Raw genomic sequence first — 14,904 nt, 5'->3', positions numbered from 1 at the left:
TATCTTTGCTGCAATTATTCGATAAAATATATGATTACAGTTAATGATATTGCCGTTCAATTCGGTTCTTCAACGTTGTTTAGTGGAGTTAGTTTTGTGATAAACGAAAATGACAAAATTGCCTTAATGGGTAAAAATGGTGCAGGAAAATCTACTTTACTTAAGATTGTTGCAGGAATCAATAAACCTTCTTTGGGAAATATTTCAGCACCAAAAGATGCGGTAATTGCATATTTGCCACAACATTTGTTAACCGAAGATAATTGTTCTGTTCGCGAAGAAACGTCAAAAGCTTTTGCCGAATATTTATCAATGAAGAATGAAATTGATAAATTAAATGAGCAATTAACTGTACGAACTGATTACGAAAGTGATGATTATATGAAGCTAATCGAGCGCGTTTCGGAAGTCAGTGAAAAATTTTATTCGATAGAAGAAGTAAATTACGAAGCCGAAGTGGAAAAGGTTTTGAAAGGAATGGGATTTGCGCAAGAAGATTTGGATCGATCAACTTCTGAGTTTTCGGGAGGTTGGCGTATGCGAATCGAATTGGCTAAAATTCTTTTGCGTAAACCAGATTTGATTTTATTAGATGAGCCTACAAACCACTTGGATATCGAATCAATTCAATGGTTAGAGGATTTCTTGAAAAATCAAGCCAAAGCTGTTATGGTGATTTCGCACGACCGCACGTTTGTCGATAATATTACAAATCGCACTATTGAAGTTACAATGGGACGAATTTATGATTACAAAGCAAAATATTCTGATTATTTAGTGTTGCGTCAAGATCGTAGAATTCATCAGCAAAAAGCTTATGATGAGCAACAAAAATTCATAGCCGAAAATAAATTATTTATCGAACGTTTTCGCGGGACTTTTTCTAAAACAGAACAAGTGCAATCACGAGTTCGTATGTTAGAAAAGTTAGATATTATTGAGGTTGATGAGGTTGATACTTCAGCTTTGAAATTGAAATTTCCTGCGGCTGCACGTTCTGGGCAATATCCTGTTGTAGTCGAAAATTTAGATAAATCGTATGGTGATCATATTGTGTTTAAGGATGCAAATATGGTCATCGAACGAGGACAAAAAGTGGCGTTGGTTGGGAAAAATGGTGAAGGAAAATCAACAATGATTAAAGCGATTATGAATGAAATTGATTTCGAAGGAAAATTAGAAATTGGTCATAATGCACAAATCGGATATTTTGCTCAAAATCAAGCCGCTTTATTAGATGAAGATTTAACTATTTTCGAAACTGTAGATCGCATTGCAGAAGGTGATATCAGAACACAAATTAAAAATATTTTGGGTGCATTCATGTTCAAAGGTGATGATATCGATAAGAAAGTAAAAGTGCTTTCTGGAGGAGAAAAAACACGTTTGGCAATGGTAAAATTGTTGTTAGAACCTTATAATGTCTTGATTTTAGATGAGCCAACAAATCACTTGGATATGAAAACAAAGGATATTATCAAAGATGCGTTGAAAGAATTTGAAGGAACAGTAATTTTAGTTTCTCACGATCGTGATTTCCTAGATGGATTGGTAGAAAAAGTTTTCGAATTTGGAAATAAACGTGTCAAAGAACATTTCGAAGATATCAAAGGTTTTCTTGCAACAAAGAAAATGGAGAACTTGAAAGAAATAGAAAAGTAAATTTTAGATAAAAACAAAAAATCCACTCAACTGAGTGGATTTTTTTATGCTTGTTTCTTCACGAATTTCGTTAAAATAACGATTAATTGTCCGTCAACTTTTCCTTCAATTTGTTCGGTATTATCATGAACTAAACGAATGTTTCGAACAGCAGTTCCAATTTTTGCATTGATAGAAGAACCTTTTACATCCAAATCTTTAATCAATGTCACCGTATCTCCATTCACCAAAATATTCCCGTTGCTATCTTTGTGCAAATCAACACTCCCATCTCCTTCATGATCTCCAGAAGCTTTTGCCCACTCCATATTTTCGTCATCTAAATACATCATGTCTAAAGCATCAGCAGCCCAAGACTCGTTTCTAAAGCGATTCAATATTCTCCAAGAAAGCACTTGTACAGAAGGAACCTCACTCCACATAGAAGAAAGTAAGAATGATTCCCAAAAAGATGCATCCAATTCTTCTCTTTTTTCAATCTGATTAATACATTTTTGAGTTATATAGACATTTCTGTCTGGATTACTACTTGCATCAGGATTCACTTCATAAATAGCTAAATCTTCTGTAAATCCTGTCAACTCACATTGGTTGCCACTTCTTTCTTGTAAAAATGTTTCTAATTTCATATGTTGATTTTAAAGCTTTGCAAAGATAACCTTATATTTAGAATTTAAACTTTTAAGGATTTTTAATCAGAATTATTTAAATTCGTTAAGAATAAAATTCAACCTTAAAATATGTTAGTAAAGAAAAACTCAGGTGAGTTAATTCCATATAATCCAAAAGCTTTAAAACGTTCATTAACGAAATCTGGCGCAAAAAAAGAGGAAGTTGAAGAAGTTTTCGAATTAGTTTCGAAAGATCTTTACGAGGGTATTCCGACAAGAGAATTGTATAAAATTGCTTTTGCCCATCTCAAAAATTATAGAAATTCGTATGCGGCGCGTTATAGCTTGAAAAGAGCTTTGCGAGATTTGGGACCAGAAGGATACTATTTCGAAAAGTGGATTGGAAAAGTGATGCAAGCGGCAGGATATCAATCTTTGCATTCAGAAATTGTACAAGGAAATGCGGTAACGCACGAAATAGATGTGGTGGCTTCTAAAGGTGATCAGTTACTTTTCTGTGAATGTAAATTTAGAAATGACGAAGATGCCAAAATTTCGGTGACAACACCGATGTATTTTTTATCACGAATGAAAGATGTAGAAGGTCATACGTATCATTTTTTTGGACGAGATATGAAACCAACAAAAGGTTTCTTGGTAACAAATGCTTATTTGACAACTGATAGTATAGATTTTGCAAATTATTATGGAATTGGATTAATTTCTTGGGATTATCCAGAAACAAATAGTATCAAATATTTGGTTGATAATGCGGCTTTGTATCCAATTACATGTTTAACGACTTTGACGCCAGAGCAAGAAAAAGTTCTTTTGTCAAAAGAATGTATTTTGGTGAAAGATTTAAAACAAAATAATAAGTTTTTAGATTCATTAAATTTGTCTCAAGAACAACGAAACGAAGTTTTGGAAGAAACGAATGAATTGTTAGAAATCGAGAATTTTACGTGCGAAATTGCTTAAAATGAAATAAAAAAGAAGCTCAATATTGAGCTTCTTTTGCTTTATAATTCTTTAAAAATCTCAAAACTATCTTTGTGATCGCACCAAAATTCATCCAAATTAATCATTCGATCTTTTAGGAACGGAATAATTTGCGGCCAATCGGTTTCTCTAAAAATACTAATGTTTTCTAAACGTATTTTTATTGTCGAAATCATTTTTCCGTCTTCGTCATAATCTTCTTTTGTCCAAATCCATTTTTCGCCAAGATAATTTTCCAAAACATTTTCATATTCCTCAAACTGTTCATAGATCATCAGTTGAACTGACGGATCTGGATGCGAAATTTCAATCGAAACCTCTGCAAACTTGCGTTCGACATCCGTTCTAAAATAAACACCTTTTATATCCGTTTTGTAATTTATCCAATTAATACGCGTTCCTTCGGCATTCATCTGCAATTTCATATACGTTCCATACGAAATCCAAAAATCCTTTTTTATGCGATAAGCATCTTCTTTTGAAAACAAATTGATTATTTTTTTACAAAAATCGGTTTAATATTCTATTCAACAAAATTTCGAGAAAAATAGCTTGGATTGATTCTTGTTCTATTACATTTGAACAAATATTTTTAAAAAGTAAATATGAAACTATTTTCTTTCCTTGGTTTAATGGGAATTTTGGCTTTTTCTACTGTAAATGCACAATCTGTGGAAACTGTAAAATATGAAGCTTTACACGAAAAAATCACAACTTATAAAGATCAAGTTGTTGTCGTTAATTTTTGGGCAACATGGTGTGCGCCTTGCGTTGAAGAAATTCCTGCATTTATGGAAATTAATGAAAAATACAAAGACAATCCCAATTTCAAAATGCTGTTGGTATCTTTGGATCGACCAAAAGTATTGGATAAAGTAAAGAAATTTATAACAGATTATCACATCAATACAGAAGTTGTTTTACTGGATGACACCAAGCGGATGAATGAATGGATTCCTTCTTTCGATTCCAAGTGGGGTGGAAATATTCCTGTTACAATTATTTACAATAAAGGAGAAAAAGTTGTTTTTCATGATCAAGCCATGACCAAATATGAACTGGAGGATGAAATCAATGAAATTCTTCCATAAAATCAGATGTGATATTTTTTCAATTTAACTTCCATTCTTGCAAACTATTATGTACCTGTAATTGTTTCTATTGTTAAAATATGATTTTATTCATGTTTTTAATAAATATTATTGTATTTTTAGTAGACACTAATTAAATAACACTAATTAAATAACAATAATATGAACAAACTTATCTTTACATTAGCTACACTTGCTGTATTCACAGCTTGTAGTGATGACACTAAAAACGAAATGGATCCTCAAGCAGAATCTGCTAATCAAAAAGTTGCAAGTCGAACGTGCGCTTCTGATGAAGTTTTAAAATTACAGCTATCAGAAAATCCTAATCTGGCCTCAAAAATGGCAGATATTGAAGCCCATGCCCAAAACTTTGAAAAAATGCAAGGAAAACTAGTCAATGGAACTATTGTTATCCCTGTTGTTGTAAATGTTTTGTATAAAACGGCCGCTGAAAATATTTCTTTAGCTCAGATTCAATCTCAAATTGATGTTTTAAATAAAGATTTCAATGCACAGAATGCTGATTTTTCACAGGTACCCGCTTTGTTTTCAAATGTAAAAGCAAATGTTGGGATTAAATTTGAATTAGAAACGGTGAACAGAAAACAAACAACAAAAACTTCTTGGGGAACAAATGATGCCATGAAGAAAAGTACAGGAATTCTGCCAACTTCCCCTACAACAAAACTTAATTTATGGGTTTGTACAATCGGAAGTGGTATTCTGGGTTATGCACAATTTCCCGGGGGTAGTTCTGCAACAGACGGAGTGGTAATTGATTCAAGATATTTTGGAAATACAGGAACAGCAACTTACCCGTTCAATTTAGGGAGAACAGCTACTCATGAAGTTGGGCACTGGATGAATTTACGTCACATTTGGGGAGATGGTGGTGGATGTCTAACAGATTATGTGAACGATACGCCTTATCATAATGCACCAAACTATGGTGTCCCTGCATACCCTCATTATAGTACATGTTCAGGATCTCCTGTCGAAATGACCATGAATTATATGGATTATAGTGACGATAGAGGATTATATATGTTCTCTGAAGGACAAAAAAGTAGAATGTTATCTATTTTCAGTCCGGGAGGTGCACGCTATAGCTTCGCTCAATAACATCAGGATAATTAAATATAGTAGTAAAAAACTCTTGAATGAATAGTTCAGGAGTTTTTTATTTTTTGTAAGTTTATCTAAACTTAAAACTACAAAAATGAATAAAAAACATATCAGAAAAGATGTCATTCAGCATCTTATTCAACTTAAACAAGATGAAATAAACGCCTTAAAAGAATCGGAGCGAATTTATACTGAAAGTGCTGATTTAGATGAAGAATCGAGTTTAGAGCTTGATGATTTTGCACAACAAAGTCAGTCGACAGATTCCGCCAGAAATTTACAAATAAGAATTAATCAAGCAACAGAAGATTTAAATAACTTCAGAGTACTTCGCCCTGAGTTGATTGATGAAATAACGGAAGGAAATGTTGTTTTGACTGACAAAGTTAATTTTGTCATTGGTTTATCTTTCAAAGATTTCGAATGGGAAAATAAAAAGTTTGTAGGAATTAGTACACAAGCACCTATTTTTGAAGCGTTGGTTGGAAAACGAGCCGGCGATAAAATAGAATTTAATGGAATAAAATATACCATAGAAGAAATATTATAGCATGCCAAAAATACATACAATAGACCTGAATTTTCAAAATGAAAAGGAAGCTATCGCAACTTATTTAATCGAAACAGAACAGGGACCGGTTTTAGTCGATCCGGGCCCATACTCCACTTTCGAAAATCTGAAAACAGGAATAGAAGCTTTAGGTTGGCGGGTAATCGATATTGAAAACATATTAATTACACATATTCATTTTGATCACGCTGGTGCTGCATGGAAATTTACAGAACATGGCGCAACAATTTTTTTAAATCCGATTGGTTTACCGCATCTGAAAAATCCTGAGAAATTGTGGGAATCTGCAAAAATGATTTATGGTGACGATATGGATCGTTTGTGGGGAGAAATGAAACCAATTGACGAAGAATATTTGGTTGGTTTGGCAGATGGACAAAGTGTGGAGTTTGGTGATGCTGTTTTTCAGACTGTTTATACGCCTGGACATGCTGTTCATCACAATGCTTATGTGTTAGACGATGTTATTTTTACAGGTGATGTAGCGGGGGTGAAGATAGAAAATGGACCTGTTTCGCCTCCTTGTCCGCCGCCAGATATTAATATTGAATTGTGGAAAGAATCGATTGCTAAATTGAGAAAAATTAATGCAAAAGGAATTTATCCGACGCATTATGGTTATCACGAAGATTTAGAAAATCATTTTGATCAATTAGAAAAAGCTTTAGATGATTGGTCAAATTATATCAAACCGATGTATGATGATAAAATTCCGACCGAAGAAATTGTCCCTGTTTTTGTCGATTATGTCACAAAAAACTATAAAGACTTAGGTTTAACAGAAGATCAAATTCAGGTGTATGAATATGCCAATCCATGCTGGATGTCTGTTAATGGACTAATGCGTTATTGGAAATTAAAAGAACAAGGAAGATTATAAAACGAAAAGCTGTCAAAAATTTTTGACAGCTTTTTTATAGTGTTTAAAACTGAACGATGATTATAATCGAATTAATTTATCTTTTGCAACTTGATAATCTACTAATAAATCGTCGAAAACTTCTGCAACTGTCGGAATAGAATCGATTAATGACGAAACTTGACCAATTTCTAATTCTCCATTTACCAAATCGCCTTCAAACATTCCTTTCTTAGAACGTCCTCTACCCAAAAGTTCTTTCAAATCTTCTGCGGTTGTGCCTTGTTGATATTTTTCTTGAACTTGATTATAAAACTCATTTTTAATCAATCGAACAGGAGCCAATTCTTTCAATGTAAGTTGCGTGTCACCTTCTTGCGCATTTACAATCACATCTTTGAAAGCTTGATTAGCAGAAGATTCCTGAGTTGCAGCAAAACGAGAACCAATTTGTACTCCATCTGCACCTAATGCAAATGCTGCTAAAATTTGAGAACCTGTTCCAATTCCTCCAGCAGCAATTAATGGAATATCGATTTGACGTTTCACATTCGGAATAAGACAAAGTGTAGTGGTTTCTTCTCTGCCATTATGTCCGCCAGCTTCAAAACCTTCTGCCACGACAGCATCCACTCCTGCATCTTGAGATTTTAATGCAAATTTGGCACTACTGACAACATGTGCAACAGTTATTCCTTCTTTTTTTAAAGTTTCTGTCCACGTTTTTGGATTTCCGGCAGAAGTAAAAACAACTTTTACACCTTCCTCCACAATAATTTGCATAATTTCTTCAATATTCGGATAAAGCATTGGAACATTAACGCCAAAAGAATGATTTGTAGCAGCTTTACACTTCTTTATATGCTCGCGTAAAACATCAGGATACATGCTTCCAGCACCTATTAAACCTAGTCCTCCAGCATTACTTACAGCTGACGCTAATCGCCAACCACTATTCCAAATCATACCACCTTGAATAATTGGATATTTTATTGCAAATAATTTTGTTATATTCGTGTCCATTTTCGTTATATTTAGGCATAAAATTAAATAAATATAGAGAACGAAAAAATTTAATTTTAACATAAATACTGACAGTTTGACTTTGGCAGATTATTTGATTTGCAAAAAATCAAATTTTAGAAAATAAATTAGAGTTTAATTGTCTCTACTAATAATAAAAAATATAAGCTATGTATTGGACTTTAGAATTAGCATCTTATTTAAGTGATGCACCTTGGCCAGCAACAAAAGATGAATTAATTGATTACGCAATTCGTACTGGTGCACCTTTGGAAGTTGTAGAAAACTTACAATCTATTGAGGATGAAGGAGATTCTTACGAAAGCATTGAAGAAATTTGGGCTGACTATCCAACGGACGACGATTTCCTTTGGAACGAGGACGAATATTAAAAATAAAAAAGCCCAAATTGGGGCTTTTTTCGATTCTATAATCTATAACTAACATAGTTAACGTATATTTGCATCTTAATTAGTCTCAAATATATTGTGGCTAATTTTGACGAAGAACGCAGAAAAATATGAATATTTTAAACAAAATTTTACAAGGTTTCTTAGGTGATAAGAATGCCAAAGATGTAAAAGAATTACGAAAATATGTTGACTTAGCGAATGAAGCTGGTCAAAAGCTTAGTTCATTATCAATTGATGAATTAAGAGGGCAAACTTTAGAGTTTAAAGCTAAATTAGCTGATGCGACTAAAGATTTCAAAACTCAAATTGAAGAGTTAAAAAAACAAGTTGAGGAAACAGAAGATTTTGGTGTAAAAGAAGATTTATACGCTAAAATTGATAAAATCAATAAAGAAGCATACGAAGTAGAAGAGAAGATTTTATTAGAAATCTTACCAGAAGCTTTTGCTGTAATGCGCGAAACAGGGAAACGTTTTACTGAAAACGAAACGTTAGAAGTTACAGCTTCTGAGTTTGATAAAGTTTTGGTAAATCGTGGACACGATTTCGTTTCTCTTAAAGATGATAACACTGCAATCTGGAAAAACTCTTGGGATGCAGCTGGTCGTCAAGTAACATGGGATATGTCTCATTACGATGTTCAGTTTATTGGTGGTACGGCTTTACACTTAGGTCGTATTGCGGAGATGCAAACAGGGGAAGGTAAAACGTTGGTTGCAACTTTACCAATTTACTTAAATGCATTAACAGGTCGTGGAGTTCACTTAGTAACGGTGAATGATTACTTGGCAAAACGAGATATGGCGTGGATGCGTCCTATTTTCTCTTTCCATGGTTTATCAGTAGATTGTATCGATAATCACCAACCAAACTCTCCAGGACGTCGTGATGCGTATGCATCTGATATTGTTTATGGAACAAATAACGAATTTGGTTTCGATTATTTACGTGACAATATGGCAAACACTCCAGATGCTTTGGTACAACGTGAATTAAATTTTGCGATTGTCGATGAGGTCGATTCAGTTTTAATTGATGATGCTCGTACACCATTGATTATTTCTGGTCCAGTTCCACAAGGAGATCGTCACGAATTTGATGTATTAAGACCAAAAATTGATCGTTTATATCAAATGCAACGTGAGATGTTAGGAAAAACATTGAACGAAGCAAAAACATTATTCAAACAAGGAGATTTAAAAGAAGGTGGTTTTAAATTATACCAAGTTTACCGTGGTTTACCAAAATACAAACCATTAATCAAATTCTTATCTCAAGATGGTATTCGTGCTCAATTACAAAAAACAGAAGCGCATTTTATTCAGGATAATAACCGTGAAATGCCAAAAGTTGACGAGCATTTATACTTTGTTATTGATGAAAAACAAAATCAATCAGATTTAACAGATAAAGGAATCGAGTATTTGTCTAAAGGAATGGAAGATGAAAATTTCTTCATTTTACCAGATGTTTCGACAAATATTGGAGCGATTGAAAATTCAGGGAAAACTAAAGAAGAAATTCTTCAAATGAAAGAAGAGTTTTTCCGTGACTTCTCAATCAAATCTGAACGTATTCATACATTAAGCCAATTGTTAAAAGCATATACATTATTCGAAAAAGATATCGAGTATGTAGTGGTGGAAGGTGAAGTTAAAATCGTTGACGAATCGACAGGTCGTATTATGGATGGTCGTCGTTATTCTGATGGATTGCACCAAGCAATTGAAGCGAAAGAGAATGTAAAAATTGAAGCAGCTACACAAACGTTTGCGACAATTACATTACAAAACTATTTCCGTATGTACAATAAGTTAGGAGGTATGACTGGTACAGCGGAAACTGAGGCAGGTGAGTTCTGGGAAATTTACAAATTAGATGTTGTTTCTATTCCAACAAACCGCCCAATTTTACGTAACGATAAAAACGATATTGTTTTCAAAACAAATCGTGAAAAATATAAAGCAGTAATCGAGGAAATTGTTCGTTTATCTCAAGATGACAAACGTCCAGTTTTAGTTGGAACAACTAATGTTGAGATTTCTGAGTTATTATCAAAAGCATTAAAATTACGTGGAATTAATCACAATGTTTTAAATGCGAAATTACACAAAAGCGAGGCCGATATTGTAACAGAAGCTGGTAAACCAGGAGCTGTAACTATTGCAACGAATATGGCTGGTCGTGGTACCGATATTAAATTAATCCAAGAGGTAAAAGAATCTGGAGGTTTAGCAATTATTGGTACAGAGCGTCACGATTCTCGTCGTGTAGACCGTCAGTTACGTGGTCGTGCTGGTCGTCAAGGAGATCCAGGATCATCTCAATTTTTCGTTTCATTAGAAGATTCATTAATGCGTTTATTCGGTTCAGAAAGAATTGCAAAATTAATGGACCGTATGGGACATAAAGATGGAGATGTGATTGAACATTCTATGATTACAAAATCTATCGAGCGTGCGCAGAAAAAAGTGGAGGAAAACAACTTCGGTATTCGTAAACGTTTGTTAGAGTATGATGATGTAATGAACAAACAACGTGAAGTAATTTACAAACGTCGTCACAATGCATTATTCGGAGATCGCTTGGAAGTTGATATTGCAAACATGATTTATGATGTTGCAGCTTCTGTTGTAAAATCTAACAAAGATTTCGAAGATTTTGGTCAATATGAATTAGATTTAATTAAATTCTTTACAATGGGAACTCCTGTTACAGAAGATGAATTTAGATCTAAATCAATCAAAGATTTAACAAATATTACATACGACGCAGCAATTGAAGATTACAAAGCACGTATGAAATATGTTGCAGAAACAGCTTTCCCTGTAATTTCTAATGTTTTCGAAAATCAAGGACATATGTTCTCTCGTATTCAAGTGCCATTTACAGACGGAATTCGTCAAATGACAGTTGTTTGTGATTTGAAAGAAGCATACGAATCTCAAGGTAAAACTTTAATCAAAGATTTCGAAAAATCTGTTGTTTTAAGTTTGATTGATGATAACTGGAAAGAGCACTTACGTGATGTTGATGACTTACGTAAAACGTCTCAAAATGCGGTTTACGAGCAAAAAGATCCGTTGGTTGTTTACAAACAAGAATCTTTCCATATCTTCCAAAGAATGTTGGATACAGTGAATAAAGAAATTATTTCGTTCTTGTTCAAAGGAGAATTACCAAATACTCAAAAAGAAGAATCTGTAGAGGAAACTGAATCAGTAAACTAAAAAGATTTTTTATATAACTTTTAACCCTTTCTGAAATTTTCGGAAAGGGTTTTTTAGTATTTTTACATTAACTACTGAAAGTTTTCAGTATCAAATTATTAAAATTTTAAACAAATGAAATTTGCATACTTACACGGCTACCAAGGTTTTGTAACAGATGAAAAGAGAGAATATTTAGATTCTTTGGGAGAATGTTATGCACCATCAATTGATTACGATAATGCTCCAACTTTGATTCAAGATTTGATTGAACATTTTACAAAGGAACCAATCGAATTTATTGCAGGGACAAGTTTAGGCGGAATGATAAGTTATTATTTGGGATTATTGTTAAATGTTCCAGTTTTGATGTTTAATCCTGCTGTAATAGCGGTAGAACGTTTAAAACCTTTTTTGCCAGAACAATTATTAAAAGGAGTTCCAACAAAATCAAATTTAATTTTTACAGGATTAAAAGATGATGTGATCGAACCAAAATTTCAGATTGAATTTGTAGAAAATCTTCAAAAACAAAACGGAAATATCGAACAGATTTTTGATGCTGAAATGACACATTTAATCACATTAGAAGAATTCGAAAAAGCTTTTGAAACTTTTTTGGAGAACAAAAAGTAGATAAAAAATCCCAATAAATTAATTTATTGGGATTTTTAAATTTTATTTATACAAATGCACTAAATCCTGTGATAGAACGACCTACAATAAGTGAATTGATTTCTTTTGTGCCTTCGTAGCTATAAATTGCTTCAGAGTCAGCAACAAAGCGAGCGACGTCATGCTCTAATAATATTCCATTTCCGCCCATTACTTCTCGTGCTCGTGAAACGACATCGCGTGTTCTCATTGTACAAAAAACTTTAGCTAAAGATGCGTGTTCGTCTAGTAAAATTCCCTCGTCTTGCATTTCAGATAAGCGAAAAACTAAAGTTTGCATTGCTGTTAAATTAGATAACATTTCTACTAAATGTCCTTGTATCATTTGAAAAGAAGCAATTGGTTTCCCAAATTGTTTTCGATTTCGAGTGTAATCCAAAGCGCTTTCATATGCTCCACGAGCGCATCCAGTTGCCATCCAAGCAACTCCAGCTCTCGTCATTCGCAATACTTTTGCCGTGTCTTTAAATGAATTAGCATTTTGCAAACGATTTTCTTCTGTAATTAAACAATCTTTCAGAGTAATCAAGCCATTCTGAACAATTCGTAAAGCCATTTTTCCTTTAATTTTTTCTACAGAAAAGCCAGGATTATTATTCTCGACAATAAAACCTTTTACTTCACCATCATCTAAATCCCTTGCCCAAATAATCACTAAATCTGCAAAAGTCGCATTTCCAATCCATTTCTTTTGACCGTTTAAAATCCAACCTTCTTCTGTTTTTTTACACGTTGTTGTTAAACCTCCTGCCGCACCAGAACCAACTTCGGGTTCAGTTAATCCAAAAGCTCCAACTTTATCAAATTTTTGCATTTGTGGTAACCATTTTGCTTTTTGTTCTTCCGATCCACACATATAAATTGATCCCATAGACAAACCAGATTGTACGCCAAAAAAAGTTGCAATCGAAGCATCTACACGAGCCATTTCCATAGCCAAAACGCCTTCCATAATAAAAGGTAAATTTGGACAACCATAACCATCATAAGTGACGCCACAAATGTTGAGTTCTTTAAATTTTGGAATTAATTCAAAAGGAAATTGATCGCGAAGCCAATAATCATTAACAATTGGTTTAACTTCTTTTTCCATAAAAGCTCTTACTTTTAATTGTAATTCACGCTGTTCTGGAGTTAAAGTGTGAAAAACATCGTAGAAATCACCATCAATTGGAGGAAGTTCTTTGTGTTTTTTATTTGGATTTAACATTTTCATCATTCCTTGAAGTTGTTTATCATCAAGTTTAGAAAAGTTTTCCATTAAAAGAGGTAAATCTACTTTTTGAGAAATTTTATTTAATTGCTCTAAATTAACAGATTTTAGTAGATGGACGATATTTTTTAAATTAGAAAATGCTCCTGACATATTTTGTGGTTTTTTAACCAAAAATTATCAAAGAGCATTCCTAAAATATTGTATTGTAAGAAAAAATTAAGCTTTACCTAATTTTATTTTCAAATTGTCTAACATTGTAGTTGTCATTTTATCGATATCAAATTTTGGTTCAAATCCCCAATCTGCTTTTGCAACAGAATCATCGATAGAAGACGGCCAAGAATCTGCAATAGCTTGACGGAAATCTGGCGCATAATCGATTGTGAAATTTGGAATATGTTTTTTGATTTCTGCTGCTAAATCTTCTGGAGCAAAACTTAAACCTCCTAAATTATAAGATTTGAATTCACCTAATTGTTTTGGATCAGCAGACATTAATTCAACAATTGCATTAATCGCATCATCCATATACAACATAGGCAAATAAGTTCCCTCTTTCAAGAAAGAAGTATATTTTCCATCCTCGATTGCTTTGTAATAAATATCAACAGCATAATCTGTAGTTCCACCTCCAGCAGGAGTTTTCCAAGAAATAAGACCAGGAAAACGAACAGAACGAACGTCTACATTATGATTTTGTTGGTACCATTTGCACCAATATTCTCCCGATAATTTAGAAATACCATAAACCGTAGAAGGAGTTTGAATTGTATTTTGAGGTGTATTGTCTTTTGGTGTATCTGGTCCAAAAACGCCAATAGAAGAAGGCCAAAAGATTTTATCGATTACTTTATCTTTCGCTAATTCTAGGAAAGTAAGCAAAGTGTCCATGTTTAATTTCCAACCAAACATTGGATTTTTTTCAGCTGTACCAGAAAGTAGAGCAGCTAAATGATAAACAGTTTTAATATTGTGTTTTGCAATGACTTCTTTTATTCGATCAACATCCATTACGTCAATTACTTCGTAAATACCATCGTAATCAACATCTTTAGGATCACGTATATCAGAAATAATTACATTATTTTTTCCATGAATGGTTTTTAATTTCTCGGCCAATTCAGAACCAATTTGTCCCAATGCACCGGTGATCAAAATCGTATCAGTTTCCATTTTAAAAAGTTACTTTTGTTTGACTCCAAATTTAAAGATTTTCTATTGAATATGGATATAACAAAATAATATTTAGATATTAATAAAGAAATCGATTGTTTTTTGTTAAATATATAAATATGGAATGATATATATAGAAAATTTTTCTGTTTAATAAGCTTTTTACAATATAAAATATCTTAAATGATAAAGAATTTTGTTTTGAAAGTTTTAAAAATGTTAATTTTTCCCCTCAAAAGTGTTGAAAATTGCACGAATTATTAATACTTTA

Annotated in this window: 14 protein-coding genes; 9 read left to right on the top strand and 5 right to left on the bottom strand. The window is 33.0% G+C overall.

Features of this window, described 5'->3' with window-relative positions; translation table 11 throughout:
• Nucleotides 1–30 precede the first annotated feature (30 nt).
• Entirely contained in the window at nucleotides 31–1,662 is a 1,632-nt protein-coding gene (locus N5E64_RS09815) for an ABC-F family ATP-binding cassette domain-containing protein (protein ID WP_125350188.1), read from the top strand.
• A 44-nt stretch (nucleotides 1,663–1,706) separates the two neighbouring features.
• Here the strand turns inward: N5E64_RS09815 and N5E64_RS09810 are convergent, their stop codons facing one another.
• Nucleotides 1,707–2,291 carry an alkylphosphonate utilization protein gene (locus N5E64_RS09810; protein WP_125350187.1) on the bottom strand — a complete coding sequence of 195 codons (585 nt, stop codon included), beginning with the start codon at nucleotides 2,289–2,291 and terminating at the stop codon, nucleotides 1,707–1,709.
• A 111-nt stretch (nucleotides 2,292–2,402) separates the two neighbouring features.
• Between N5E64_RS09810 and N5E64_RS09805 the strand changes: the two genes are divergently transcribed.
• The gene (locus N5E64_RS09805) at nucleotides 2,403–3,254 is read left to right on the top strand and encodes an ATP cone domain-containing protein (RefSeq protein ID WP_125350186.1); all 852 of its coding nucleotides are present in this window, start codon (nucleotides 2,403–2,405) and stop codon (nucleotides 3,252–3,254) included.
• Nucleotides 3,255–3,295: 41 nt separating this feature from the next.
• On the opposite strand, the gene N5E64_RS09800 is transcribed toward N5E64_RS09805, so the two are convergent.
• On the bottom strand, nucleotides 3,296–3,763 hold the full coding sequence (locus tag N5E64_RS09800) for a DUF4268 domain-containing protein (RefSeq protein ID WP_125350185.1): 468 nt from the start codon (nucleotides 3,761–3,763) through the stop codon (nucleotides 3,296–3,298).
• A gap of 117 nt (nucleotides 3,764–3,880) precedes the next feature.
• Here N5E64_RS09800 and N5E64_RS09795 point away from each other — a divergent pair, with 117 nt between their 5' ends.
• The 4 genes from N5E64_RS09795 to N5E64_RS09780 all read left to right on the top strand — a co-directional run bounded on the left by N5E64_RS09795 (nucleotide 3,881) and on the right by N5E64_RS09780 (nucleotide 6,945).
• Nucleotides 3,881–4,366 carry a TlpA disulfide reductase family protein gene (locus N5E64_RS09795; protein ID WP_280037360.1) on the top strand — a complete coding sequence of 162 codons (486 nt, stop codon included), beginning with the start codon at nucleotides 3,881–3,883 and terminating at the stop codon, nucleotides 4,364–4,366.
• A gap of 162 nt (nucleotides 4,367–4,528) precedes the next feature.
• Nucleotides 4,529–5,491: a zinc metalloprotease gene (locus tag N5E64_RS09790; protein WP_219035149.1), complete on the top strand. Its 963-nt coding sequence runs from the start codon at nucleotides 4,529–4,531 to the stop codon at nucleotides 5,489–5,491.
• Nucleotides 5,492–5,588: 97 nt separating this feature from the next.
• Complete coding sequence (locus tag N5E64_RS09785; protein ID WP_219035148.1) at nucleotides 5,589–6,044, top strand: GreA/GreB family elongation factor; 456 nt, start codon at nucleotides 5,589–5,591, stop codon at nucleotides 6,042–6,044.
• 1 nt (nucleotide 6,045) lies between these two features.
• A complete protein-coding gene (locus tag N5E64_RS09780) occupies nucleotides 6,046–6,945 on the top strand; it encodes an MBL fold metallo-hydrolase (RefSeq protein WP_219035147.1) in 900 nt (299 codons plus the stop codon).
• A 60-nt stretch (nucleotides 6,946–7,005) separates the two neighbouring features.
• Here N5E64_RS09780 and N5E64_RS09775 read toward each other — a convergent pair whose 3' ends face one another.
• Nucleotides 7,006–7,947: a nitronate monooxygenase family protein gene (locus tag N5E64_RS09775; protein WP_219035146.1), complete on the bottom strand. Its 942-nt coding sequence runs from the start codon at nucleotides 7,945–7,947 to the stop codon at nucleotides 7,006–7,008.
• A 170-nt stretch (nucleotides 7,948–8,117) separates the two neighbouring features.
• Between N5E64_RS09775 and N5E64_RS09770 the strand changes: the two genes are divergently transcribed.
• The 3 genes from N5E64_RS09770 (at nucleotide 8,118) to N5E64_RS09760 (ending at nucleotide 12,205) form a co-directional block, all read left to right on the top strand.
• Complete coding sequence (locus N5E64_RS09770) at nucleotides 8,118–8,339, top strand: DUF2795 domain-containing protein (protein WP_019976296.1); 222 nt, start codon at nucleotides 8,118–8,120, stop codon at nucleotides 8,337–8,339.
• Nucleotides 8,340–8,467: 128 nt separating this feature from the next.
• Nucleotides 8,468–11,590 carry a preprotein translocase subunit SecA gene (gene secA, locus N5E64_RS09765; protein ID WP_280037349.1) on the top strand — a complete coding sequence of 1,041 codons (3,123 nt, stop codon included), beginning with the start codon at nucleotides 8,468–8,470 and terminating at the stop codon, nucleotides 11,588–11,590.
• A gap of 114 nt (nucleotides 11,591–11,704) precedes the next feature.
• Nucleotides 11,705–12,205, top strand: coding sequence for a YqiA/YcfP family alpha/beta fold hydrolase (locus N5E64_RS09760; RefSeq protein ID WP_280037347.1), 501 nt, complete (start codon nucleotides 11,705–11,707; stop codon nucleotides 12,203–12,205).
• Nucleotides 12,206–12,251: 46 nt separating this feature from the next.
• On the opposite strand, the gene N5E64_RS09755 is transcribed toward N5E64_RS09760, so the two are convergent.
• Both N5E64_RS09755 and N5E64_RS09750 read right to left on the bottom strand, forming a co-directional pair.
• The gene (locus N5E64_RS09755) at nucleotides 12,252–13,610 is read right to left on the bottom strand and encodes an acyl-CoA dehydrogenase family protein (protein WP_219035144.1); all 1,359 of its coding nucleotides are present in this window, start codon (nucleotides 13,608–13,610) and stop codon (nucleotides 12,252–12,254) included.
• Nucleotides 13,611–13,676: 66 nt separating this feature from the next.
• Entirely contained in the window at nucleotides 13,677–14,633 is a 957-nt protein-coding gene (locus tag N5E64_RS09750) for an NAD-dependent epimerase/dehydratase family protein (protein ID WP_280037344.1), read from the bottom strand.
• Nucleotides 14,634–14,904 lie beyond the last annotated feature (271 nt).

This window comes from Empedobacter sp. GD03739 (genome assembly GCF_029843245.1).
In the GTDB taxonomy this organism is placed as follows: domain Bacteria; phylum Bacteroidota; class Bacteroidia; order Flavobacteriales; family Weeksellaceae; genus Empedobacter; species Empedobacter falsenii_B.
This window is presented reverse-complemented; position numbering and strand designations above follow the sequence as displayed.

Excerpts from the sequence above, each read along its gene's own strand:
- N5E64_RS09755 (WP_219035144.1), bottom strand. The coding sequence starts at position 13,610 with ATGTCAGGAGCATTTTCTAATTTAAAAAATATCGTCCATCTACTAAAA.
- N5E64_RS09795 (WP_280037360.1), top strand. The coding sequence starts at position 3,881 with ATGAAACTATTTTCTTTCCTTGGTTTAATGGGAATTTTGGCTTTTTCT.
- N5E64_RS09780 (WP_219035147.1), top strand. The coding sequence starts at position 6,046 with ATGCCAAAAATACATACAATAGACCTGAATTTTCAAAATGAAAAGGAA.
- N5E64_RS09815 (WP_125350188.1), top strand. The coding sequence starts at position 31 with ATGATTACAGTTAATGATATTGCCGTTCAATTCGGTTCTTCAACGTTG.
- N5E64_RS09810 (WP_125350187.1), bottom strand. The coding sequence starts at position 2,291 with ATGAAATTAGAAACATTTTTACAAGAAAGAAGTGGCAACCAATGTGAG.
- N5E64_RS09770 (WP_019976296.1), top strand. The coding sequence starts at position 8,118 with ATGTATTGGACTTTAGAATTAGCATCTTATTTAAGTGATGCACCTTGG.
- N5E64_RS09750 (WP_280037344.1), bottom strand. The coding sequence starts at position 14,633 with ATGGAAACTGATACGATTTTGATCACCGGTGCATTGGGACAAATTGGT.
- N5E64_RS09760 (WP_280037347.1), top strand. The coding sequence starts at position 11,705 with ATGAAATTTGCATACTTACACGGCTACCAAGGTTTTGTAACAGATGAA.
- N5E64_RS09785 (WP_219035148.1), top strand. The coding sequence starts at position 5,589 with ATGAATAAAAAACATATCAGAAAAGATGTCATTCAGCATCTTATTCAA.
- N5E64_RS09790 (WP_219035149.1), top strand. The coding sequence starts at position 4,529 with ATGAACAAACTTATCTTTACATTAGCTACACTTGCTGTATTCACAGCT.
- secA (WP_280037349.1), top strand. The coding sequence starts at position 8,468 with ATGAATATTTTAAACAAAATTTTACAAGGTTTCTTAGGTGATAAGAAT.
- N5E64_RS09775 (WP_219035146.1), bottom strand. The coding sequence starts at position 7,947 with ATGGACACGAATATAACAAAATTATTTGCAATAAAATATCCAATTATT.
- N5E64_RS09805 (WP_125350186.1), top strand. The coding sequence starts at position 2,403 with ATGTTAGTAAAGAAAAACTCAGGTGAGTTAATTCCATATAATCCAAAA.